The sequence below is a fragment of the Robiginitalea aurantiaca genome (assembly GCF_030380815.1).
Taxonomy (GTDB): Bacteria; Bacteroidota; Bacteroidia; order Flavobacteriales; family Flavobacteriaceae; genus Robiginitalea; species Robiginitalea aurantiaca.
Genome location: NZ_JAUDUY010000004.1, coordinates 42,123 through 67,065, shown reverse-complemented (window position 1 = coordinate 67,065; position 24,943 = coordinate 42,123). Strand labels below are relative to the sequence as shown.

Below are 24,943 nucleotides of genomic sequence, written 5' to 3'. Positions count from 1 at the left end.
GGAACAATACTACTTTTATCTGCGTATTTTTACGACCGTGAACTATCTCGCCCACATTTACCTCTCTTTTGGTGATCCCAAGGTTACCCTTGGGAATTTTATCGCAGATGTGGTTCGTGGTAAAGACTACCTGGAGTATCCTGAGGAGGTGCAGCACGGGCTGCTATTACACCGGGAAATTGACACTTACACGGATTCCCATCCCATCCCCAGACGCAGCAGTAAACTCCTGCACAACCGATACCACCATTACAGCATGGTCATTGTGGACATCTATTACGATCATTTCCTGGCAAAGCTCTGGGAAGAATATTCAGAAGTCCCATTATTGGAGTACACAACTGATTTCTACGGGCTGTTACGGGAAAATTTACACTGGATGCCTCAGCCAATCCAGCGCATGTCCCACTATATGATGCAGGACAACTGGTTGTATAATTACAGTCAATTTGACGGACTCCAGCGTGTTTTTCAGGGCATGAACAGAAGGACCAAACTCAAGAGCGGTATGGATACGGCTGTAGAGGACCTCGAAATGTATTACAGTGATTTTGAGGCTGATTTTAGAACATTCTTTGAGGATTTGGTTATCTTTTCGCGTGAAAAATTAGTGCATTTAAAATCCTAGAATCACATGTCTGACCGCCTGAACCACCTGTTTAAACTCCTCTTTGCCACCTTTATCCTTATAACGCTCAATCACTGCAAAAAAGCTGAACCGCCTTCCCCTCCCACCGGATTGGTTACCGAGCAAGCCATGGTGGTTTCAGCACGGAAGGAGGCGTCTCAGATCGGAGTCGAAATCCTGAAAAAAGGGGGCAATGCCTTTGACGCCATGGTAGGCACAGAACTCGCCCTGGCTGTAGCATATCCCTTTGCCGGAAACCTGGGCGGTGGCGGTTTTATGGTATATCGAAAAAACAACGGAGCGATTGGCGCTTTGGATTACAGGGAGAAAGCACCGCTGTCTGCTCACAAGGACATGTATCTGGACTCCCTGGGTAATGTGATCCCGGGTATGAGTACTGTGGGGGCCACGGGTACCGGGGTTCCGGGTACCGTGGCCGGAATCTTTGCCGTGCATAAGCGCTTTGGAAACCTACCGATCACAGAGATCATACAACCGGTAATCGATCTTGTGGAAAACGGGGTTGAAGTTACGGAGAAACAGGCCGAGCGCCTGGAAAGATATCGTGAACAAATTATAGAAGTAAATGGCCCTAACACATTGTTTTACAATCATTGTAAGCCGGGTGATACGCTAAGATACCCCGCTTTGGGGCGTACCCTCAGACGTATAGCCCAAAATGGCAGGGATGAATTTTACACAGGGGAAACGGCCCGAATTCTCGCTCGCTTTATACAGGACAAAGGTGGTTTTGTCACGGAGGAGGACCTGGCGCGATACGAGGTTAAATGGCGTGATCCTATTGTGTTTTCATACAAAGACCTGCGCATCATTTCGATGAGTCCACCGAGTAGTGGGGGCGTTACCATGAACCAGATTTTAAAAATGATGGAGCCCTATGATCTTAAAACATTTGGGCATAATACGACTCAAACGGTTCAATTGTTTACGGAGGCTGCCCGCCGCGCATACGCCGACCGAAATTATTTCCTCGGCGATCCTGATTATGTTGATATTCCCCTGGATATTCTCCTGAGCGAACCTTATCTGGAACAGCGCATGGAGGATTTCAGCTTTGAAAAAGCCACTGCTTCCGATGCTGTTTCGCATGGAGCCGTGGAAATTGTAGAAAGCGACGAAACCACCCATTATTCCATTGTGGACTCAGAAGGAAACGCTGTCTCGGTAACCACTACGCTCAATGGTGCGTATGGCTCAAAACTATACTGTGACGAGCTCGGATTCTTTTTGAACAATGAAATGGATGATTTCAGTTCCAAACCGGGTGCCCCGAATATGTTTGGCCTGATCGGTGCTGAAGCCAATAGCATCGCACCAGAAAAGAGGATGTTGAGCAGCATGACCCCTACGATCGTCGAGCGGGACGGATCCCTTTTTATGGTGGTTGGAACTCCGGGCGGCTCCACAATTATCACTGCGGTCACACAGACTATACTGAACGTCTACGAATTTGGTTTCTCCATGCAGGATGCTGTAAATGCCCCACGCTTCCACCACCAGTGGCTGCCCGACGTCATTACTTTTGAAAATGAAGGTTTTGGTGATTTGTTAAAAGAAGATTTAAGGAAAAGGGGGTATCAGATCAATGAAGGGCGTACCCCGATTATCGGAAAAGTAGACGCAATCAGAGTTCTGGAAGACGGACGTCTTGAAGGGGGTGCCGATCCGAGGGGGGATGACCAGGCGGCGGGGTATTAATTAAAGTCGGATAAACCGTATTCGTGCAGTACCATTTGCCAGTCGTTATCATCCCGTATCTCCAGTATCTGTTCGGATATCCTGAGCTTTAGACTGTCATGACCCTGGGAAATCCCAAAACCGTAAAACTTGGAATCGAATTTAAGGGGCAGAATCTGAATTTCTTCAGACAGTGACATGAGGGCAATTTCCGATCGCAAAATTTCCTCATCGTACATAAATGCCCTGATATCGCCTGATGAGAGTGCCCTTAATCCTTCTTCAATCCCGGGGTACGCCTGTACATCCTTAAAAAAATGTATTTTCAGGTAGTCGTGTATTTGCGAATTGGAAAGCGTGCCGATTTTCACACTCTTAAATTGGTTGAGGGTTGAAATATCATTGGAGAGTTCATTCACGGCAATATTGGATGCTATACCCGCCGTTATTCCGGACACGAAAAGCAAACCCCCGAACATCAGCAGCAGGGCTGCCATTTTACCTAAAAACGTCTTTGGTGTCTTGTCCCCGTAACCCACTGTGGTCAGGGTAACTGCTGACCACCATATACCATCCCATATCCCGGGGATCCCCTCCCTGAAATGATCAGAATTGTTCTTCCATTCGAAATACCAGCCCAGCACTCCGAAAACAAAAATAATGGCAAGAAGGATAAAAAATCCCTTCAAAAAATTTGAGTTGAGCAAGCCCCAAAAGGTATCGCTAAATTTTCGCCAGGCAGATGGAGCAATGACGGCCACCGCCCCGTGAGAGGCGTAGTAAGGGGTTGTAAACTGGAATTTAGCTCCGCGTGCCGCCGTCAGGCTCAGGGGTGTTATAGATATGTCGATACTGCCGCTCTCAAGGGAGGTCAGCGTCTGTTCATAAGACAATCGGACAAACCTGCTGGTATAGCCTTCCCTTTTTGATATTTCCTCCCAGATCCGATAGTTCAGCCCATCCAGAACTCCTTTATCATCTTCATAAATGAACGGAGGTGCCAGGGTATATCCGACCAAAAGGGTGTCCGTTGGCACTGCCCCATATGAGGGGTTAAAAAACAATCCTGCCAGTAAAATCCATATTGCCATTTTCATGAAGCCCCAAGTTTCTCCTTGAGTTCTTCCATGGACTGCTTTAATTCCCTCAGCAATCCATTCTCAGTAGTTGCCTCCAGTCCGAATGTGATCTTGCTGCTCACAAGCCATACTTCCTGAATGTCCTTCGTATCCACTTCGTAGGGCAGGTAAGATCCATTGAGCGAAATCATCCGTACCCGCTCTGTTCCCGGAATTTTTTCTATTTTTTTTACGACTACCGCATCCTTAAGCACGATGACATAGATCCGATTTCCATTAATATCATCCCAATTTTCAATCCCCCGGGCCAGAACCCAATCACCCGGACTGAGGTTAGGCAGCATACTATCCCCTTCAACCTGAAAACCGCGATAGGACGCATTCCGAAATTGGGGAAGGGGTAAATCAAAGGCCGGAAGTTTGCGGTACCAACTGGTATCCTGAATGTTCTGAGGATATCCGGCTGCAGCTTTGGCGTTCACCAGAAGGATATTTTCATTTTCCGCAGAATCGACACTGACCACTTTTGGCATCACGCTCACGGATTCCGTATCCAAATACCGCTTGGTGCTTTCCCCATACAACCAGAGCGGATTGATGCGATAAAGGCGCAGCAGCTCGGCTACCACCTTGCCTGTAAGGCGGGTACGACCGCGTTCTATATCCGCCGTTGTACTGGGTATCCCCAATTTGCCGGCAAACTCGGCCTGGGTGAATCCCAAGTCCCTTCTGACTTCCGTAAATCGCTTGATTACAATTTCATTTTCCATAATTGCCACTTCCTTTAATCCTGTGAAACACCATGTGCCGAATACCCAAAACTATTAAAAATTGGATATAATCCATTAAATATATAGGATTATTTCCATATTATGGTTTATATCCATATATTTGGATATATTCCAATTCTATTTATTATGCAACCAATTTTTATGTTCGACGGGAGTTTCACGGGATATTTAACTGCGGTTTCCAGGGGACAGTCTGAAGGGTACGCCCATTTAAAATTTAGCGGAGCAGAAGATCAGAATACCCTTCAGCTATTTGGACCGGATTCAAGGATTGAAACCGATAATACAAAAGCCAAACGGATCTGGAATGAGCTGGGGTTTAAGGGAACTGAAGTTCAGAAGCGTGTTTATTACTGCTTCCTTCATAAAAATAAAGACCTGCTTTCCGACGTATATCGCTACATCATCAGGCAGTTAAACCCTGAATTGCACAGTACGGCTGTCCCAGAAAACGCCATGAATGCTGAGCTGTCAACCGCTACCAGGGAAGTTTCGAAAGAAAAATTGACCCTGGAACAGCGCATGCAATTTCAACAAACGGATGATGGAATTTGGTTTGCTGAAATAAGTGCTGAACATCATGTACTTCCACTCCTCTCACGGTTTTGCAGATCCCGCTTTCACTCAGATCCCTGGGTTGTCGTGGATAGGCGGCGTAATCAGGCCCTCAGTGCTATGGCCGGAGGGCTCTTTCTTTCGTCCGCTGAGCAGTTTGATAGGCCAAACAGGGCATCAACCGCTTACGGGAATCTTGAAAAACAAAGGAAGTACACCCTCCAAAAAATAAAGCCCGGTGTCAGATCGAAGGAGGCGTCGAGTTCAGGAGGTCGAACTCAAATGTTGGGCAGAAATAAAAAATGGGCTCAGGAAATAGAGCAGCAGGCTGTTTAAGGTCGCCAATGTACTAGGACTTTTCACTGCGTTCCCCTACAAACTGATCGCTTTTGTTTTTAAACAAGACGTTAAAGGTTGTAAGGCTTCCGTAAATACGGGTAACGTATTGCTGCATTTCGACCTTTTCCTGATCATCGAGTTGCTTGTTCGAATTGATTTTTTGTTCAAGCACTCGCAACCGGTCGCGTACCATGACTATTTTATGAAAAAATGAGGTGATGGAAATCTCCTTTGACGTCAGATTGGGATCTCCGGGTTGTAAAATCATAGTCCCTCCCTTCCATTTGTCAGAAAAGGCTACCAAAGAGGTAACATCGCTCCACTTCCGGAGTATGTCTGTCAAAATGGTTTCAACCTCGGAAAAACTAATGGTATCTACTTCTTCGCGCACGGCTTCTATAACCTCAAAATCGGAGCCTATATCGATAGTCTCAATTCCCGAATCTATAAATGACACCCAGTAGTGATCCGAACTCACATTGATAATAACACCCTTGCCAAAATCCGGGTGCGAAATTCTCGAACCAATCCCCATTAACTTCATAAGCTTGTCTTTGAGAACGAAATTAAGTCGGCAATTTTTATTAACCAACTAAAACAAGGGCTGCTTCGTAATTACATGTCAAAATCGTAATTTCGCGACTTGTCTAAATCATGAAGTTTTCCAACGATCAAATTATTTCCGTACAGGGCGCCAGAGTCCACAACCTCAAGGATATCGATGTCGAGATCCCCAGAGAAAAACTCGTGGTAATTACGGGCCTCTCAGGGAGCGGGAAGTCCTCCCTGGCCTTTGACACCATCTATGCGGAAGGGCAGCGCCGCTATATCGAGACCTTTTCTTCTTACGTCCGCCAATTCCTGGGAAGCCTGGAACGGCCGGACGTGGATAAAATTGATGGTTTATCCCCGGTTATCGCAATCGAACAGAAAACGACCTCCCGTTCACCCCGATCGACCGTTGGCACCATAACGGAGGTTTACGATTTTCTAAGGCTCCTTTTTGCCAGGGCTTCCGAAGCCTACAGCTACAATACTGGCAAGAAAATGGTTAGCTATACCGATGAGCAGATCAGGGATCTCATAGTCTCGGAATACGACGGCAAGCGGATTAGTATCCTCGCCCCTGTTATTCGCTCTCGCAAGGGACATTACAGGGAGCTTTTCGAACAAATTGCCAAGCAGGGTTTTGTCAAAGTAAGGGTTGACGGAGAAATAGTCGATCTCGAAAAAGGCATGAAGGTAGACCGCTATAAAACGCACGATATTGAAATCGTGATTGACCGTCTGCAGGTCTCCAAGGGAGCTGAAACCCTTAAACGACTGGATGAAAGCATTCGAACAGCCATGTATACCGGAGACGATGTACTGATGGTACTTGGGGCCGAATCAAATGCCCCGAGGTATTTTAGCCGGGACCTGATGTGTCCGGAGTCCGGTATCTCCTACGCCCTTCCGGAACCCAATACGTTCTCCTTTAACTCCCCCAGGGGCATGTGCGAACAGTGCAATGGATTGGGCCATATCTATGAAGTTAACCCCAGAAAAATAATTCCCGACCCTTCAAAATCCATTAAAGGAGGTGGGATTGCACCCTTAGGGGAGTTTAAGAAGTCCTGGGCGTTTAAGCAATTGGAAACTATTGGCCTCCGATATGGCTTTTTGCTTGAAGACCCGATCTCAGCCATACCGGAAGAGGCCCTGGACGTAATCCTCAATGGAGGGGATGAGCGTTTTGAAGTAGATTCCAAGAGCCTTGGGGTTCGCAGACAATATAAAATTGATTACGAGGGAATTGCGGCATTTTTAAAAAGCCAGTTTAAAGAAAGTAATTCCGTACATATCAAAAGATGGGCGAAAGAATATATGGATCGCATCCCCTGTCCATCTTGTGGAGGAAGCCGGCTGCGCAAAGAAGCCCTTTACTTTAAAGTTGGCGGGAAGAGTATTGCGGATCTCGCCGCTATGGATATTGGAGAGCTGGCTGTTTTTTTTGAAAACCTTTCCGGGGATATCAAAGGGGATCAGAAAATAATCGCAGAGGAAGTCCTCAAGGAGATCAGAACCCGTCTTAAGTTCCTGCTCGATGTGGGGCTTGAATACCTCTCCCTGGACCGCGGCTCTAAAACCCTATCCGGAGGGGAAGCACAACGTATCCGGCTCGCGACCCAGATCGGGTCCCAGCTTGTTGGGGTCCTCTATATATTGGACGAGCCCAGCATCGGACTGCACCAAAGAGATAACAACCGCCTTATCCGATCCCTGAAAGCCCTTCGCGATACGGGGAATTCAGTGATTGTCGTGGAACACGACCGGGAAATGATCGAAGAATCCGATTATGTGATCGACATAGGCCCGAGGGCCGGGAAACACGGCGGAAAGATCATTTCTGAAGGCCCACCGGAATCGCTGCATATGCACGACACCCTTACTGCGGATTACCTCAGTGGTCGCAAGGATATCAATATCCCGACCAGACGCCGGGAAGGGACAGGAAAACATATTCTCCTTCAGGGGTGCAGCGGACATAACCTTAAAAACATTACAGCATCTTTTCCCCTGGGCAAAATGATCGGGGTTACCGGAGTTTCCGGAAGCGGAAAGTCAACATTGATCAATGAGACCCTCTACCCCATTATGAATGCCCATTATTTTAACGGGGTAAAAAAGCCAAAACCCTACAAGAAAATTACGGGCCTTGAGCATATCGATAAGGTTATCGACATCAACCAGGCACCTATCGGACGTACGCCGAGATCCAATCCGGCGACCTATACCGGTGTCTTCAGCGAAATTCGGGCCTTATTTGCCAAAACCACGGAAGCTTCCATTCGCGGTTATAAACCAGGCCGGTTTAGTTTTAATGTCAAGGGAGGAAGATGTGAGACTTGCCAGGGGGGTGGATTGAGGGTTATTGAAATGAATTTCCTGCCGGATGTCTACGTAGATTGTGAAACCTGCAACGGAAAACGCTTTAACCGGGAAACACTTGAGATTCGGTATAAAGGGAAATCTATAGCGGATGTTCTTGAGATGACGGTTGATGAAGCTGTTGAATTCTTTGAACATATCCCAAAAATTTACCGGAAACTCAAAACGATTCAGGACGTGGGACTTGGATATATTTCACTCGGTCAACAAAGCACCACCCTGTCGGGCGGAGAAGCCCAAAGGGTAAAACTCGCAACTGAACTCTCCAAACGAGATACCGGAAACACCTTTTACATTCTGGATGAGCCTACTACAGGATTGCATTTTGAGGATATTCGCGTCTTGATGGACGTGCTGCACAAACTTGTGGACAAAGGAAATACCGTCCTGGTGATCGAGCACAATATGGACGTTATCAAAATAGTGGATCATATAATCGATATTGGATATGAAGGTGGCCGTGGCGGTGGTGAAATCGTATGTGAGGGCACGCCGGAAGAAGTGGCCCAGCATCCTAAAAGCTATACGGCCCAATTTTTAAAACGGGAACTCTTCCCGGATGAATTAGTCACAAGTTGATAGCTCATTATACATTTTAGCCTTTACAGACGTTTAATACTACATTATGAAAAAAGAACAGCAAATCAAGGGATGGAACGAGATCAAAACCAACGATTCCTGGGCGATATTCAAAATAATGGGAGAATTCGTCAATGGGTATGAAAAGATGAGTGTCATCGGTCCTTGTGTCAGTATTTTTGGTTCAGCCCGCACCAAACCCGATCACCCTTATTACAAATTAACTGTGTCTGTTTGCCAACAGCTCTCGAATTCGGGCTATGGGATCATCACCGGCGGGGGTCCCGGGATCATGGAAGCTGGGAACAGGGGTGCCAGTATTGCCGGGGGAACTTCAGTTGGTCTTAATATCGATCTCCCTTTCGAACAAAACGACAATCCGTATATCGACAAGGATAAAAGTCTGGATTTCGATTATTTCTTCGTCAGAAAAGTGATGTTTGTTAAATACGCCCAGGGCTTTGTGGTCATGCCCGGTGGATTTGGCACCCTGGACGAACTCTTTGAAGCCCTTACCCTAATACAGACTGAGAAAATTGCGCAATTCCCGATTATCCTGGTGGGCACGGAATTCTGGTCCGGCTTATTGGACTGGATCAAGGATACGATGTTGGCAGCCGGGAATATTTCTCCTGAGGATCTCGATTTAATACGGCTGGTAGATACGGCAGATGAAGTAGTTTCATTGATAGATAGCTTTTACAAAGGGCATATGCTGGCTCCGAACTTCTGATTCATGAAACCTGATCTGGCATACCCCCCCATGCTGCGGTTTTTTGGGACATTCATTTTCATCCTGAATATGCCCTGGGCTTCCTTTGCCCAGCATCATCAGAACAGAATGACTGCTACCCTGGATCAGGAAACAAAACTTATTGAAATCCAACAGGAGTTCACCTATGTCAACGATTCCGAAGATGTCCTTAGAGAGCTCTATTTTAATGACTGGGCCAATTCCTATTCAGATAAAACGACGGCACTTGCCCAAAGGTTTTCGGAAGAGTTCATCAAATCCCTGCACCTGGCAAAAGAATCTGAGCGGGGCTCGACAAACATTCTGGCAGTATCCGACCAGGACTATCGCAACATCGAATGGGAACACTTACCGGGCAGGGACATTATCCGGTTTACCCTTAATACTCCCCTGCCGCCAGGCGACTCAGCCAAACTTCTTTTAACCTATACCGTTAAGTTACCCTCAAATAAGTTTACCCCATACGGATATGGGGCAGATGGAAGCTACTACCTCAAAGACTGGTACCTGACTCCTGCTGTTTACGATTCCATCTGGAACCTGTACTCCAACAAGAATCTGGAGGACCTGTACACGGACATCACGGACACGAACATAAATTTCATCTTTCCGGACTCCCTCTACCTCGGGACCAATTATGTGGATTTAAGCCTTACGAGTTTTCCAGGGAAACAATATGCCAATCTAAAAGGTGTCGGGAGAAAAAGTTGTGATGTGATCCTGAACGTAGGGGGCCCTTTTGAAAAACATTCAACTCCGCACCTGTTTGTCGTTACCGACATCAAATCCAGGCGGTATAGCGAAATATTGCAGGGTATTTCCATAGAGCGGATTATTCGATTTATCCATGAAAATCTCGGGGACTTTCCCTACGAGCAGTTACTGGTCAGTGAAATCGATTTCAATAAGAATCCCCTGTATGGCTTAAACCAGTTGCCCTCCTTTATCCGTCCCTACGATGAACAATTCCAGTTTGAACTGAAATTCCTGAAAACCGCCCTCAGCAGCTATATGAGGGAGTCTATTTTTCTGAACCCCAGAAAGGACAAATGGATTTCAGATGCTATCATCAACTATCTGATGATCAATTATGTGGATACTTATTATCCCGAACAGAAGCTTCTCGGCAAACTCTCAAAAAGCTGGCTTTTAAGAGGAACGTATCTGGCTCAGATGGACTTCAACGACCAGTACTCCTTCTTTTATATGCTGATGGCGCGCAGGAATCTCGATCAGGCCCTTACAACTTCCAACGATTCGCTTATTAAATTCAACCAGAAAATCGCGAATACTTACAAAGCAGGGCTCGGACTTTCGTACCTCGATGCGTATTCTGGGGGAGGGATCATCGATCCGGCCATAAAAGATTTCTTTGAAAGTTATAAGTTGAAGAATGTGGTTCCCACAGACTTCGAACGCACCCTTAAGGCCTACTCCAAAAAGGACATAGACTGGTTTTTCAGAACCTATGTTACGACCAGTGACCAGATCGACTATAAGATCAAGAAAGCCGAAAGAGTGGAAGAATCCATTGAGGTGACTCTTGAGAACAAGACGGGTACAGGGGTGCCCATTTCCCTTTTTGGACTGCGAAATGACACCGTGGTCTCGGACTACTGGTTCAAAAGCTTCAAGGAATCGCAAACCTTTCAGATTCCCGATAATGGTGAAAAGCGCCTTGTCCTGAACTATGACCAGAAGATTCCGGAATTCAGTCAAAGGGACAACTGGAAATCGATGGGGGGATTCCTATCCTCAAACAGGAGGTTAAAAATTCAGTTTTTCAGGGACGCCGAAAACCCGTACTACAACCAGGTGTTCTATATGCCTGTTTTAAGCTTCAATATTTATGACGGGTTTGCACCGGGGATTCGACTTACCAATAAAACCCTCATCCCAAGGCCTTTTGTGTTTAATGTTTTCCCCCAATACGCACTCAGAGAAAAGGCTTTGGTAGGCGGCGGCTCCCTGCAATACAGGCACTATCACGGAAAAAGCGGTTTCTACGTTACGAATTATTCCCTGAGGGGTTCTTCCTTCCATTTTCAAACGAACTCCAGATACTCTACGATAACCCCTGCAGTGACCTTTGGATGGCGGCCGGACGACTTAATCCCCAACATTCGAAGCAGTTTGCTGATGCGCTATGTAAATGTCTTTCGGACGATCGATCCCAGCCTGGATCTGGAAACGGATCCCGATTACAGCGTATTGAATTTTCGGTACAGCTATCTCAACAACAATATCATCAACTTTTTCTCCTGGTTTGCCGATGCCCAGCATTCAGCTGACTTTACCAAAGTTGCTCTCAATGTGGACTACAGGAGACTTATGATCAATAACCGGCAAATCAATCTGCGGTTTTTTGCAGGCGCTTTCCTGAGAAATGATACCAACTCGGATTTTTTCAGTTTCGCCCTAGACAGACCCACCGATTACCTCTTCGATTTGAATTATCTGGGACGTTCCGAGGATTCTGGCCTGACGAGTCAACAAGTGATAATCGCAGAAGGGGGGTTTAAATCCAAGCTGGAAAACCCGTTTGCCAATCAATGGCTGGTTACCGGGAATACGAGTTTCAGTTTATGGCGATGGATAGAATTATACGGAGATATCGGATTTTTAAAGAACGAGGATGTTCCTGCACGCTTTGTTTACGATTCCGGGATTCGCTTGAATCTGGTTACGGATTATTTTGAACTTTATTTCCCGATCTACTCCAATAATGGATGGGAAATTGCCGGACCAAATTACGACGAGCGCATTCGATTTGTGATCACGTTAAGCCCCCGAACCCTTACCGGCCTATTCACCCGTAAATGGTTCTAAATTTGAGGTATTTATAATTATTTTTCATTTTATTAAAAGTATTTTCAAAATATGGCGTTATCATTAAATATTTTTATGAATTCGTCAATGGATATACGGCCGTGTATTGCATGAATCGACTTCCTTTAGTACCTTTGAAACAAACTCCTCTGGCCCATGAAAGTTCAATTGGATCCTGAAAAAGACCTTTCGTTCAACGACTTCAAATCTCAAATTCTGGAAGACTATCGGGTTGCCGTAATCAGCCGGGAATGCAGTTTGCTAGGGCGTCGCGAAGTGCTCACGGGCAAGGCCAAATTCGGGATTTTCGGGGATGGGAAAGAATTACCGCAACTGGCGATGGCACGGGCTTTTAAAAATGGGGATTTCAGGAGTGGTTATTATCGGGATCAGACGTTTATGATGGCGCTGGGCATTCTTAATCCGAAGGCATTTTTTCATGGATTGTATGCGACACCGGACCTCGAAAAAGAGCCCATGAGTGCAGGCCGGCAGATGGGTGGGCATTTTGGAACCCACAGCCTGAATAAGGACGGGAGTTGGAAAAATCTCTTGGCTCAACCCAATAGCAGCCCGGACATCTCCCCTACCGCTGGACAGATGCCCAGACTCCTTGGGCTGGCACAAGCCTCAAAGATCTATCGAAACCTTCCACAGACCCCTTCCGATAATTTTTCAGAAAACGGCAATGAGGTAGCCTGGGGAACTATTGGTAATGCCTCCACTAGCGAAGGGCATTTCTTCGAGACCGTAAATGCCGCGGGAGTACTTCAGGTCCCTATGGTGCTGAGTGTATGGGATGATGCTTATGGAATTTCGGTCCCTGCGAAATACCAAACCACTAAAGAAAATATATCCGAAATCCTCAAGGGTTTTCAACGCACGGAAAGCGAATCAGGCTTTGAAATTTTCAGGGTGAACGGATGGGATTATACCGCCCTTATCCACACTTATGAGAACGCAGCGGATATCGCCCGGGAATCCCATGTCCCGGTACTGGTCCACGTAATGGAACTCACGCAACCTCAGGGTCATTCCACTTCAGGTTCACATGAGCGCTATAAGTCCCAGGAGCGTTTGGAGTGGGAAAGGGAGTACGACTGCAATTTGAAATTCAGACAGTGGATACTTGAAAACAATATTGCTGAGGAGGAAGAACTTCAAATCCTTGAAAAGGCGCTTAAAAAGGAAGTTAGAATAGCTAAAAAAGATGCATGGGCAGAGTTTCTGGCGCCCCAGAAAGAGCATCAGAAAGAATTGATCGGACTTTTGAAGTCCCTGGCTGAGCAGAGTCCCAATAAAGTCTTTATCGAAAAGCTCACCAATGACCTGATCGCCATTGAAGAACCCCTAAGACGTGATTTACATACCAAAGCGCGGAGAGCACTGAGGTATGTGCTTGGAGAAAACCACGAGGCGAAAGACAGGTTGCGCAAATGGACTCAGAATTATGCGGGAATTTGCCAGCCACTTTACAGCTCACATCTGTATTCGGAATTAGAGGGAAGGGCAACCAATATATCCGAAGTACCCCCGCAATACGACGCCAATCCGGAATTGATAGACGGAAGGATAATACTCAGGGATAATTTTGATCAGCTATTTTCCCGTTATCCGGAGGCCTTGATTTTTGGAGAGGATAGTGGGGCCATCGGCGATGTGAATCAGGGGCTTGAAGGACTGCAAAAAAAATATGGATCCCTCAGGGTAGCCGATACGGGCATTCGTGAAGCTACGATTGTGGGACAGGGTATTGGTATGGCACTGCGGGGACTTCGGCCCATCGCTGAGATTCAGTATCTGGATTATGTTCTCTATGGACTTCAAACCCTGAGCGATGACCTGGCAACACTTCATTACCGTAGTGTGGGTAAGCAAAAAGCTCCGCTAATTGTACGTACCCGCGGGCATCGTCTGGAAGGAATATGGCATTCAGGCTCTCAAATGGGAGCTCTGATACACCTGCTTCGGGGGATGTATTTACTCGTGCCCAGGGACATGACCAAGGCCGCGGGATTTTATAATACCCTGATGAAAAGTGATGAACCTGCACTCATTGTGGAAAGCCTGAATGGCTATCGCCTGAAAGAGCCAATGCCTAAAAATTTAGGGGATTTGTGTACTCCGATTGGCAAAGTAGAGGTCGTCCGTGAAGGTAATGATGTCACCATTGTTTCCTATGGCTCCACCTTTCGCGTCGTGATGCAGGCGGCTCTGGAGTTACAGGAAGTTGGGATAGATGCGGAGGTAATCGATGCGCAGACGCTGCTTCCTTTTGACCTGGAACATCGCACTCTGGAAAGTCTTCGCAAAACAAATCGGCTGTTAATTGTTGACGAGGATGTCCCCGGGGGCTGTGCAGCCTATCTTTTACAGCAGATTTTAGAAGAACAGGGAGGCTATGAGTTCCTGGATTCAGCCCCTCGTACGCTTACCGCCCGTGCCCATCGCCCTGCCTATGCCAGTGATGGGGATTATTTCTCAAAGCCAGGGGTGGAAGATGTGTTTGATATGGTGTATGCGATGATGCACGAAGTCCGGCCTTCGGATTTCCCTGCATTACTTTAGGACGCGGACTCCGGTTCTCTTGTAGAAACCCCTATTGCTTTATGTTTCCGCTGTTCTTGATTGCAACCAGCTTGAGATCCTCCCCTGTTCGCATTTTTCGGCATTCTCTTTTTGCCATTTTATGCGGAGGATGTTCGGGAACAACCTTATACCAGATCCTTTAGGCCCACTTTTTCTGACTCCAATTAATGATGTAAGTTTGCCTTAAAGCTCTACGCACGCGTAATGGAGGGTATGGAAGGATTTCTTAAGGAATACTACGGACTGGAAGTCACGGAAATACGCCTGCTGGAAGGTTACGAAGACAAAACCTTCCGGGTGAATGCACAACAGGGTAAATACGTACTCAAGGTTCATAAGGATGTACGCGGAATAAAGCACCGCATGGCCGTTGAATCCGATTATGTGACAGCACTTGCTAAAGCCCTCCCCTACGATTTTCCGGTTCCCATTCGAAGTTTAAACGGGAATCTTCTGGAGCATTATAATGAAACTTCCATAAGGCTGCTTCCATTTCTCGAGGGCGAGTTCCTCGCAGAAGTGCGGCATACGAATCTGCTGATCGAGTCCCTCGGGACTTTTATGGGCAGCGTAGCCCGGGTTGGGATGAATTTGCAAACAGATGCACTTCCCTTGAGTTCGGATGCCTGGGACCTGAAACACCTCCCGATACACAAACAGAATTCAAGTGCCGTTGCGAATGCAAAAGACAGGGCACTTATCAACTATTTTCTCCTGCAATATGAGCAGGTCGTTGAACCAAAAAGGTATTCGCTTAGAAAATGTCTTATTCACAATGACTTCAACGATTGGAACTTGCTTATACAGCATGGGAAGATCAGTGGAGTGATCGACTTCGGGGATATGTGCCATTCCTGGCTGATCAACGACCTTGCTGTCGCCCTGCCTTATGTAATGGCTGAAAAAAAAGACCCTTTGGCGGCGGCTGGTACTGTAATCGCGGCATTTCAAAAGGAATTCCCATTATTACCGGAAGAACTTCAACTGCTCTACTACCTTATTGCAGGGCGAATTTGCATGAGTCTTTGCAACAGTGCCTTAGCGAAGAAGCGGCGCCCGGATTCGGAGTATGTCAGCATCAGTGAAGACCTGATGAGGGATCTGTTGCACCGATGGATTTCCATATCCCCTGAAAAGGCTGCCATGCATTTCCTCAGTGCTGCAGGGTTACCCCTACCTCCTGATCGCATGGATACTGAAGGCTATCTCAAAAGGCGAAACAGTGTGATTCCCCGATCACTGTCTCTGAGTTACAACCGGCCGATTGTCATGCAGCGGGCTGCTTTCCAATATATGTTCAACCATCGCGGAGATCGATTTCTGGATGCTTACAATAACATTATGCTGGTAGGCCATTGTCATCCAAAAGTCGTTGAAGCTACCTCCAGCGTCCTGAGTCGCATCAATACGAACACCCGCTATCTCTATGATGAGATCCTGGACTATAGTGAGCGACTTCTGGGGTATTTCCCTCCATCCCTGTCCAGGGTTTTTATTGTGAATTCGGGAAGTGCAGCCACAGACCTGGCCCTTCGCCTGAGCAAAGCCTATACAGGAAAGAACAAGGTCCTGGCCCTGGAACACGGATACCACGGAAATACCCTGGCGGGGATAGAGGTCAGTCATTATAAGCACAAAGAAGGCGAATCATACCCGAACACGCTAGTATGCCCAATGCCAAAGATATTTGGTAAGGGATACCCGGATGATGGTACAGCCGGAAGGCATTATGCCGAGTTATGCCGCACCCTTCTCGAATCGCATCCGAAAGAAGTCGGTGCATTTATAGCAGAATCGATAATGGGTTGTGGCGGACAGGTGCCGCTTCCACAAGAATTCCTATCTGAAGTATACAATATGGTTCGCAGGCAGGGAGGCGTGTGTATTAGCGATGAGGTACAGGTAGGATTTGGCCGGCTGGGATCCTGGAACTGGGGATATGAAAAATACAATGTAGTCCCCGACCTCGTCATTCTTGGCAAACCCATGGGAAACGGGCATCCGATCGGAGCCGTCGTGACCACAGAGGAAATCGCGTCCGTCTTCGATGCCGGCCCGGAGTTTTTTAGTTCATTCGGTGGGAATCCTGTCTCCTGCGCTGCCGGGGACGCCGTGCTACGCGTATTGGAAGATGAAGGGCTCCGGGAACATGCCCGTGCTACCGGGGATTATTTAAAAAAGTGTTTTGAGGACCTGGGTTCAAATTTCAGTAGTATCGCAGATGTGCGGGGTGATGGTCTATTCCTTGGGATTGAATTATCGGATCCTATGGGGAGGCCCAATACCCAATTGGCCCGGGAACTTAAGAATAGGCTGCGGGAAGAGCATATACTTATCGGTACGGACGGACCTGACGACAATGTATTAAAGATCAAACCCCCGCTCCCTTTCAATACAGAGAATTGTGATGAATTAACATCACATATGGCAAGAATCCTGAAAAAACATAATGCTTCCTGAACATTTATTAATATTTTAGGGCCCAAACAACCTACCTATGAATAGTTCCCTTCAAACTCAAATTGGACTTGCCATCCTTCGTATAGGAGGAGCCGCACTCATGCTCACCCATGGTGTTCCAAAACTTCAGCGCCTCTTCGGCGAGGACCCCATTGAATTCGGGGATCCACTCGGTATAGGGGCCAGCCCTACGTTTTTCCTTGCTGTTTTTGCGGAATTCCTTTGTGCTGTTTTTGTACTTATTGGTTTTAAAACCCGTTGGGCGAGTATCCCAATTATCATTACCATGCTCGTCGCAGGTTTCATTCAGCACGCGGGAGATCCTTTCGGATCGAAGGAGAAGTCCTTGCTCTACGCCGTTATTTTTATCGCAATTTTCCTGCTTGGCCCCGGGGCTTACAGTGTCGATAAAAAGTAACTTAAAGAATTTTGTGCAGTAATTCCTTTAAGAGGTCATCCTGTTTCATGGCTGGAGCTGCAACCCCTTTACCTTTTAAGTCCATTTCTCTAAGTGTACTGATAATGCGGCTTACTTTTCGCATTGGGTAGTGCCGTGCAGCCGTTTGGTATTCGTGAACAAAGTATGGATTTACTTTCAGCGCCCTTGCGACATTCTTTGGACTGTGGTCCTGCAACCCGTGATATTGGAGTAACTGTGCGAAAAAGGTATTGAGCAGGGAGATTGTCATTACAAAGGGATTCTCCTTTGGGTTTTCGGCAAAGTATTTAATGATTCGCGTGGCCTTGGGGATATCGCGCTCCGCTATGGCCTTCTTCAATTCGAAGTTGTTGAAGTCCTTGCTGATACCTATATGCTTTTCTATTGTGGCGGGGTCGATCTCTGAACCTTCGGGAAGGATGGATTTCAGCTTGTCCAATTCATTGCTAATACGTCCAAGGTCCTGACCTAAATACTCTACAAGTAAGGCCGACGCTTTATGTGATATTTTATATCCGCTGCCCAGAAGCACCCTCCTGATCCAGTCAGACACCTGGTTTTCATACATTTTTTTGCTTTCGAAGACCACAGAACCGTTTTCTTTCAGCGTTTTTATCAGTTTTTTTCTCCGGTCCAGGCTCTTGTATTTGTAGCAAATCACAAGTACTGTTGAAGGCTGTGGATTTTGGGCGTAGGTTTGCAGTTGTTCGATGGTACGGCTTAAATGTTGCGCTTCCCGCACAATGACGACCTGATATTCGGACATCATGGGGTATCTTCGGGCCTGGGAAATAATGTCGGGCAAAGAAGTTTCCTTACCATAGAGCACAATTTGATTAAAACCTTTTTGATCTTCAGTAAGCACATTTTCACCAAGGAATCTTTCGATACGGTCGATATAATAAGGCTCCTCCCCCATCAGGAAGTATATGGGGGCGGGATTACCCTTTTGTATTTCTTCTATAATCTTCTTTACTTCATCCATAGCAAAACACAGCCCAGTGTATGATACAACTCAACTTTCCTAAATACGAGTTCCGATTCAAAAGTAGGGAAAATAAAGCGCTGATTTTTGACATCATTCGCAAAAAGTATGTCGTATTAACACCAGAGGAATGGGTACGGCAGCACTGTCTGCATTTTCTGCTGAAATCCAAGAAATACCCCTCAGGCCTTGCGCTGGTCGAGCGCAGGCTCAAGGTTGGGGACCTGGATAAAAGAATGGATATTGCCATTTGCAATCGAGCCGGAAAAATAGAATTGCTCGTGGAGTGCAAAGCCCCGGAAATCAACCTGGATCAAAAAGTTTTCGATCAGATCGCGAGGTACAATTGGGAGGCGCGGGCCGATTTCCTGATGGTCACCAATGGGTTGCAGCACTACTACTGCAGAATGGACTACGAAAAACAGGAATACATCTTCCTGCCGGACCTACCTGATTATAAGTAGCGGACGCAATCCCGGTAAGGGTTCAAAAAAGGGATAACGCTTTGCAAAATATTTAGTTACTTTGCGCCCTCTCAATACAGCATCATTTAAACGCGATTTCTTGGGCTCTTCTATTCCTTCTGTTGCTATTGTAATTCTAAATTGGAACGGAAAAGCGTTATTGGAACGATTCCTTCCTTCCGTGGTTACATATAGTGGAGAAGCCCAGATTGTGGTCGCCGACAATGCCTCCACGGATGACTCTGTTTCCTTCGTAAACCAGAAGTATCCGGAAATACAGGTCGTGGTCAACGAAGAAAATTACGGATTTGCCGGAGGGTACAATAAAGCCCTGGAACATGTGGATGCCGATTTGTACTGTCTCCTGAATTCAGATGTGGAAGTCACTCCGGGATGGCTGGAACCCATATTCAGTTTGTTTCAGAAGCGCCCGGACATTGGGATTGTACAACCCAAAATAAAGGATCTGAACAAGCCGACTCATTTCGAGTACGCGGGGGCAGCCGGAGGTTTTCTCGACCTGTTTGGCTACCCGTTCTGCAGAGGGCGTATTTTCCAGACCCTTGAGGCAGATAACGGTCAATACAATGATACCCGGGAGATTTTTTGGGCTACCGGGGCCTGTATGTTTATAAAGAGGGAACTCTTCCGGGAGCTCGGTGGTTTTGACCCCGACTATTTTGCGCATCAGGAGGAAGTGGACTTATGCTGGAGGGCCCATAATCAGGGCTACCAGGTTTTGTATGCCGGGGCTTCTGAGGTATTTCATATGGGGGGATCGACCCTGAGTAATATGAACCCCAAGAAGACCTTCCTGAACTTTCGGAATTCACTTTATTCCATTACTAAAAACCTGCCCAAAAGGAAGGCCTTCCCAATCGTATTCTCGAGGTTATTGCTGGATGCTGTGGCGGCCCTGAGGTTCGTCTTTCAATTCAAAATTCGACATGCCTGGGCGATCTTGCGGGCTCATTTGAGCTATTACAGACATCTGCCGAAAACCTTGCGGAAGCGGGAGCGAAAACAATTTGTGGAAAAATACGCCGTGACAACATCCATCGTATGGTCCTATTACGTAAGTAGGATAAAGACTTTTGACATTTTAGTAAAAGATTAACGGATTCGGGCCTATGCTGTTGAGACATTTGTTAATTTTGTTATAGAAACAGGAAATAAACAAACGACTAATAATTTTTAAAATTTTGAACCTATGAAAAAATGGATGATTGGAAGTCTGGGACTAGTTCTGGTACTTTCATCTTGTGTATCTCAGAAAAAATATGCAGATCTGGAATCGAAACAACGCGAAACCCAGGACTTGCTGAATTCAGCTACCGTTAAATTAAACAGCTGCCTCGAGGATAAGGCCACGGCAGATGCCAGACTCAAGACGCTCGAAGAGCAAAATGCCTTTCTGAAAGCCAACAATCAGGAGCTGATCAACAACATGGGGGATTTGACTACCCTTACTTCCAAAGGTGCGGACAACCTTGAGAAGTCACTGGAAAGCCTGCAGGAAAAAGATCTGACCATCCGCAGACTTCAGGATGCCGTTACACGTCGGGATTCCGTTAACCTTTCTCTGGTTCAGAGCCTGAAAGGAGTTCTCGGTAACCTTGATGATGAGGACATTGAAATCAGCGTGGAAAAAGGAGTGGTCTTTATTTCTATTTCGGATAAACTTCTCTTTAGAAGCGGGAGCTATAATGTAACCTCCGCAGCTAAGACGGTACTTGGAAAAGTCGCGCAGGTGGTAAATAATAAACCTGATTTTGAGTTTATGGTGGAAGGACACACAGACAATGTCCCTTACCGCAGTGGTGTATTGCTTGACAACTGGGATCTTAGCGTGAAACGTGCAACCTCCGTGGTTCGCGTTCTTCAGAATGATTACAAGGTGGATCCTGCGAGAATGACAGCTGCTGGACGTAGCCACTACATTCCTCTTGTGAGCAATGACACGCCTGACAATCGGGCGAAAAATCGTCGTACACGGATTGTGGTATTGCCTAAATTGGATCAGTTTTACGACATGATCGAAGATGGGATGGATGATCCGGAAATAAACAGATAGTCTGAAAGGACTACCTATTGAATGGAAGCCCTGCAGGTAAACTGCGGGGCTTTTTTTAGAGTATACTCAAATCTCCCTTACCCTGCCGGATGACTTCTGGCTCCGCCCCGGAAAGGTCTATTACGGTGGAACCCACATTATTCCCGTACCCCCCGTCGATCACAACATCGACTAATTTGTTCCACTTTTCATAAATGAGTTCCGGATCTGTAGTATACTCCAGAACATCATCTTCATCGCGAATGGACGTCGATACAATAGGATTTCCAAGACCCTCGACCAGAGCACGGGCTATCTGGTTATCCGGAACCCTTATCCCTACAGTTTTACGTTTTTTAAAGTCTTTCGGGAGTTGGTTGCTACCAGGCAGAATAAAAGTGTAAGGGCCCGGAAGGGCGCGCTTGAGTATTTTAAAAGTCGGGGTGTCTATCTGGCGTGCGTAATCCGACAAATTGCTTAAATCGGCACATATAAAGGACCAGTTCGCCTTCCCGGCCTTTATCCCTTTAATCCGGGCAAGCCGTTCGAGGGCCTTTGAATTCGTGAAATCGCACCCCAAACCGTACACTGTATCGGTTGGATAGATAACGAGTCCCCCTTTTCTAAGGATTTTCACAACGCGTTCCACCTCCCGGGGATTCGGGTTCTCTTCGTAAATCCGAATAAATTCAGCCATAGTAAATGTTTTAAATCAAACCACGCATCCCTCTAAGAATGGACCGCTCCGATACAGGCATCAGGATTCGAGAATCTGCAACTTCGCAAAACGCAGAAGCAGTTTTTTTACGTCCCCTCGTTCAAACCGGATTTCAGCTTTTTTATCATTGCCAATTCCCTCAATTTTGAGCACTGTACCCTTTCCAAATCGGGAATGATCCACCAGACTCCCCTCTTTTAAGCCCTCAAGCGAAACGCCTTCAGATCCTGATGGCTGGCTGAGTTGGGGTCTTATTTTACGCAATCGCCTGAGCTGCTTTTCAGTGGGCTGGTTTTGGCCCGGAGGTTTTCCAGCTACCGGTTTCTCTCTGCGAAGATTCCGTTTGTCCACTTCTCCAAAAATAGCCGCATTGAGCATGGGGCGAAATTGATAGCTGTCTTCAGGAGTGAGGTTCTCGATATACTTCTCATCGATCTCCTGAAGGAATCGGCTTGGTTCAGCATCGATCAACTTACCCCAGCGATACCTGTTTTGGGTATAGGTCAGGTAGGCCTGGGTTTCAGCCCGCGTCAGGGCAACATAAAATAGTCTTCGCTCTTCCTCGAGCTCACTCCGCGTATTCATACTCATGGCCGAGGGAAACAGGTCTTCCTCCATTCCGACGATATAGACGTATGGGAATTCCAGGCCTTTTGCCAGGTGAATGGTCATTAGTGCCACCCGGTCATCATCCCCTTTATCCATATCCAGGTCGGTTGCCAGGGCGACATCTTCCAGGAATTCACTGATATCCCCTCTGGCATCGGCGATTTCCTTCTGCCCTTCAACAAAATCCTTAATCCCGTTTAACAGTTCCTCGATGTTTTCCATTCGGGCAATTCCTTCCGGAGTCCCATCCTTCTTGAATTCCTGGAGCAAACCAGATTTCTTCGCTACGTGCTCTGCAAGGGTGAAGGCATCAGCCGTTGCGTCGAGGACCTGGTAACTTTTTATCATCGTCACGAAATCTTCGAGCCGGCGGCGTCCCCCTGCGTGAATGCCGATATCCGTCGACCCCAGTGATTCCATTACCTCAAAAACGGTTTTTCCAGTCTGATTGGCTGCGACCACGAGCTTATCGACGGTTGCCTGCCCGATACCCCTTGCCGGATAGTTGATCACCCGCTTGAGTGCCTCCTCATCCCCGGGATTGATCACCAGCCTCAGATAAGCCAGAACATCTTTGATCTCCTTGCGCTGGTAAAACGAGAGTCCTCCATAAATCCGATACGGGATATCCCGTTTACGCAGGGCATCTTCTATCGCCCTGGACTGGGAGTTTGTGCGATACAAAACGGCAAAGGATCCATTCGGAAGCTGTTGCTGCATTTTGTGTTCAAAAATGGAAGAGGCTACGTACCGGCCTTCCTCCGCATCGGTCGGGCTTCGGTGTATTCGTATTGGATTTCCTTCGCTATTGGCAGTCCAAACCACTTTTTCAAGTTGGTTCTTGTTATTCGCAATAATGCTGTTTGCGGCATTGACAATGTTTTTTGTTGAGCGATAATTCTGCTCCAGCCGGTACATACCAACATCGTCGTAATCTCTTTGAAAATTCAGGATATTGTCGATGTTTGCGCCCCTGAAGGAATAGATACTCTGGGCATCGTCACCTACCACACAGATATTCTGATACCGGTCTGCCAGGGCCCGCACGATTAAATACTGTGAGTGGTTGGTATCCTGATACTCATCCACCAGAATGTAGCGAAAGCGGTCCTGATATTTCATCAGCACATCAGGGAATCGCGTGAGCAGTTCATTGGTACGCAAAAGCAGGTCGTCAAAATCCATAGCCCCGGCTTTAAAACAGCGATCGACGTAGTTCTGATAAATCTCTCCCAGGCGCGGCCGTTTGGACATGGCATCCGCCTCCAGTAATTCAGGGTTCTGAAAATAGGCTTTAACGGTTATCAGGCTATTCTTATAGGAAGATATACGCTGCTGGATCTGCTTGTACTTGTAAATATCCTTATCCAGTCCCATTTCACGGATAATCGATGAAATGAGGCGCTGAGAATCCTGAGTGTCATAAATGGTGAAATTACTGGGGTAGCCCAACCGGTCCCCGTCGAAGCGCAGCAAGCGGGCAAATACAGAGTGAAAAGTGCCCATCCAGAGATTCTTGGCCTCAGACCCTCCAACGAGTTCTGCAATCCGCTTTTTCATTTCCCGGGCCGCCTTATTGGTAAAGGTCAGGGCGAGAATGTTAAAAGGATCGACCTCCTGCCGCATTAAATGGGCAATGCGATAGGTCAGCACGCGTGTTTTGCCCGACCCCGCTCCGGCAATGACCATAAGCGGGCCGTCCTTATGCAGAACGGGGGCTTTCTGTGCCTCATTGAGCACACTCAGGAAGGTATTTTGATCTGAATTGTTCACGGGTGAAAGTTAGCCATTATTCACTGCAACCTCAAACCGGAAAACCGAGATATTATGAACAGGGTATTTTTGTTTTGATCAATTTGAATATCTTTAGGCGAAACTCCCGCTACCCGAAATGAAGCTGAAGATTCTTTTATTTACAACCCTTTTTTATACAGGAACAATTTTACTCGCTCAGGAAAAGCATACCGGACCCGTCATTCCTGAATTCGGACCTGTCTGGGATATACCCGGAGCGACCTATCAATTGGATAAAGACGGGACATTAATGGCCGTTTTCGATGTCATGCAAAGCCCGGAAGACCACACTCAGGTTAATCCCTGGATTGAGACCGCAGCCCGCTTTCTGAATATGCATGCTGCGGCAGGGATGGACCCGGAAAACCTCAAAGTAGCCCTTGTAGTCCACAATCAGGCCAGTACCGATCTTCTGGACCATCCCGGATACCAAGAGCGGTTCGGTTCAGAAAATCCAAATCACGCCCTCTTGAGCGCCTTGATGGAATCCGGGGCACAGGTTATATTTTGCGGACAATCTTCCATTGCCCGCCAGGTCCCCATCGAACAAACCATAGAAGGGGTACAACTCTCCCTTTCGGCAATGACCGCCCTGCTGCAGTTGCAGGATCAGGGGTACCGACTTATAAAATTCTAAACCACCCACAAG

19 protein-coding genes are annotated in these 24,943 nt (G+C 47.0%); 13 read left to right on the top strand and 6 right to left on the bottom strand.

The genetic code is table 11. The annotated features are described in order from the left end of the window. Positions 1-37 precede the first annotated feature (37 nt). Positions 38-628 carry an acyl carrier protein phosphodiesterase gene (locus QU605_RS09295; RefSeq protein ID WP_289725027.1) on the top strand — a complete coding sequence of 197 codons (591 nt, stop codon included), beginning with the start codon at positions 38-40 and terminating at the stop codon, positions 626-628. Between the two features lie 6 nt (positions 629-634). Beyond that, entirely contained in the window at positions 635-2,347 is a 1,713-nt protein-coding gene (ggt, locus tag QU605_RS09290; protein ID WP_289725026.1) for a gamma-glutamyltransferase, read from the top strand. On the opposite strand, the gene QU605_RS09285 is transcribed toward ggt, so the two are convergent. Beyond that, positions 2,344-3,423: a transporter substrate-binding domain-containing protein gene (locus QU605_RS09285; RefSeq protein ID WP_289725025.1), complete on the bottom strand. Its 1,080-nt coding sequence runs from the start codon at positions 3,421-3,423 to the stop codon at positions 2,344-2,346. The two genes, ggt and QU605_RS09285, sit on opposite strands and share 4 nt — an antisense overlap. Then, a complete protein-coding gene (locus QU605_RS09280; protein ID WP_289725024.1) occupies positions 3,420-4,175 on the bottom strand; it encodes an XRE family transcriptional regulator in 756 nt (251 codons plus the stop codon). Before QU605_RS09280 ends, QU605_RS09285 begins: the two co-directional genes overlap by 4 nt. A 147-nt stretch (positions 4,176-4,322) precedes the next feature. On the opposite strand from QU605_RS09280, the gene QU605_RS09275 reads away from it, so the two are divergent. Continuing rightward, positions 4,323-5,087, top strand: a complete 765-nt coding sequence (locus tag QU605_RS09275; protein ID WP_289725023.1) for a DUF4130 domain-containing protein — start codon at positions 4,323-4,325, stop codon at positions 5,085-5,087. Between the two features lie 13 nt (positions 5,088-5,100). On the opposite strand, the gene QU605_RS09270 is transcribed toward QU605_RS09275, so the two are convergent. Next, the gene (locus QU605_RS09270) at positions 5,101-5,634 is read right to left on the bottom strand and encodes a DUF8685 domain-containing protein (protein WP_289725022.1); all 534 of its coding nucleotides are present in this window, start codon (positions 5,632-5,634) and stop codon (positions 5,101-5,103) included. A gap of 110 nt (positions 5,635-5,744) precedes the next feature. Between QU605_RS09270 and uvrA the strand changes: the two genes are divergently transcribed. The 6 genes from uvrA to QU605_RS09240 all read left to right on the top strand — a co-directional run bounded on the left by uvrA (position 5,745) and on the right by QU605_RS09240 (position 17,650). Beyond that, a complete protein-coding gene (gene uvrA, locus QU605_RS09265) occupies positions 5,745-8,600 on the top strand; it encodes an excinuclease ABC subunit UvrA (protein ID WP_289725021.1) in 2,856 nt (951 codons plus the stop codon). Positions 8,601-8,646: 46 nt separating this feature from the next. Further along, positions 8,647-9,333, top strand: a complete 687-nt coding sequence (locus QU605_RS09260; RefSeq protein ID WP_289725020.1) for an LOG family protein — start codon at positions 8,647-8,649, stop codon at positions 9,331-9,333. Positions 9,334-9,336: 3 nt separating this feature from the next. After that, a complete protein-coding gene (locus QU605_RS09255; RefSeq protein ID WP_289725019.1) occupies positions 9,337-12,183 on the top strand; it encodes a gluzincin family metallopeptidase in 2,847 nt (948 codons plus the stop codon). 156 nt (positions 12,184-12,339) lie between these two features. Next, positions 12,340-14,751 (top strand): alpha-ketoacid dehydrogenase subunit alpha/beta, encoded by a 2,412-nt coding sequence (locus QU605_RS09250; RefSeq protein ID WP_289725018.1) that lies wholly within the window; start codon positions 12,340-12,342, stop codon positions 14,749-14,751. Between the two features lie 234 nt (positions 14,752-14,985). After that, a complete protein-coding gene (locus QU605_RS09245; RefSeq protein WP_289725017.1) occupies positions 14,986-17,232 on the top strand; it encodes an aminotransferase class III-fold pyridoxal phosphate-dependent enzyme in 2,247 nt (748 codons plus the stop codon). Between the two features lie 37 nt (positions 17,233-17,269). Next, positions 17,270-17,650 carry a DoxX family protein gene (locus tag QU605_RS09240; protein WP_289725016.1) on the top strand — a complete coding sequence of 127 codons (381 nt, stop codon included), beginning with the start codon at positions 17,270-17,272 and terminating at the stop codon, positions 17,648-17,650. A 1-nt stretch (position 17,651) separates the two neighbouring features. Here the strand turns inward: QU605_RS09240 and holA are convergent, their stop codons facing one another. Next, the gene (holA, locus tag QU605_RS09235; RefSeq protein ID WP_289725015.1) at positions 17,652-18,656 is read right to left on the bottom strand and encodes a DNA polymerase III subunit delta; all 1,005 of its coding nucleotides are present in this window, start codon (positions 18,654-18,656) and stop codon (positions 17,652-17,654) included. Positions 18,657-18,676: 20 nt separating this feature from the next. Between holA and QU605_RS09230 the strand changes: the two genes are divergently transcribed. From QU605_RS09230 to QU605_RS09220, 3 genes are all read left to right on the top strand, one after another. Then, on the top strand, positions 18,677-19,120 hold the full coding sequence (locus tag QU605_RS09230) for a type I restriction enzyme HsdR N-terminal domain-containing protein (RefSeq protein ID WP_289725014.1): 444 nt from the start codon (positions 18,677-18,679) through the stop codon (positions 19,118-19,120). A 100-nt stretch (positions 19,121-19,220) separates the two neighbouring features. Continuing rightward, entirely contained in the window at positions 19,221-20,237 is a 1,017-nt protein-coding gene (locus tag QU605_RS09225) for a glycosyltransferase family 2 protein (RefSeq protein WP_289725013.1), read from the top strand. Positions 20,238-20,330: 93 nt separating this feature from the next. Then, on the top strand, positions 20,331-21,194 hold the full coding sequence (locus QU605_RS09220) for an OmpA/MotB family protein (RefSeq protein WP_289725012.1): 864 nt from the start codon (positions 20,331-20,333) through the stop codon (positions 21,192-21,194). Positions 21,195-21,249: 55 nt separating this feature from the next. On the opposite strand, the gene QU605_RS09215 is transcribed toward QU605_RS09220, so the two are convergent. Beyond that, positions 21,250-21,870 (bottom strand): L-threonylcarbamoyladenylate synthase, encoded by a 621-nt coding sequence (locus tag QU605_RS09215; RefSeq protein ID WP_289725011.1) that lies wholly within the window; start codon positions 21,868-21,870, stop codon positions 21,250-21,252. A gap of 60 nt (positions 21,871-21,930) precedes the next feature. Beyond that, positions 21,931-24,273: an ATP-dependent helicase gene (locus QU605_RS09210; protein WP_289725010.1), complete on the bottom strand. Its 2,343-nt coding sequence runs from the start codon at positions 24,271-24,273 to the stop codon at positions 21,931-21,933. A gap of 118 nt (positions 24,274-24,391) precedes the next feature. Between QU605_RS09210 and QU605_RS09205 the strand changes: the two genes are divergently transcribed. Further along, on the top strand, positions 24,392-24,931 hold the full coding sequence (locus tag QU605_RS09205; RefSeq protein WP_289725009.1) for a DsrE family protein: 540 nt from the start codon (positions 24,392-24,394) through the stop codon (positions 24,929-24,931). Positions 24,932-24,943 lie beyond the last annotated feature (12 nt).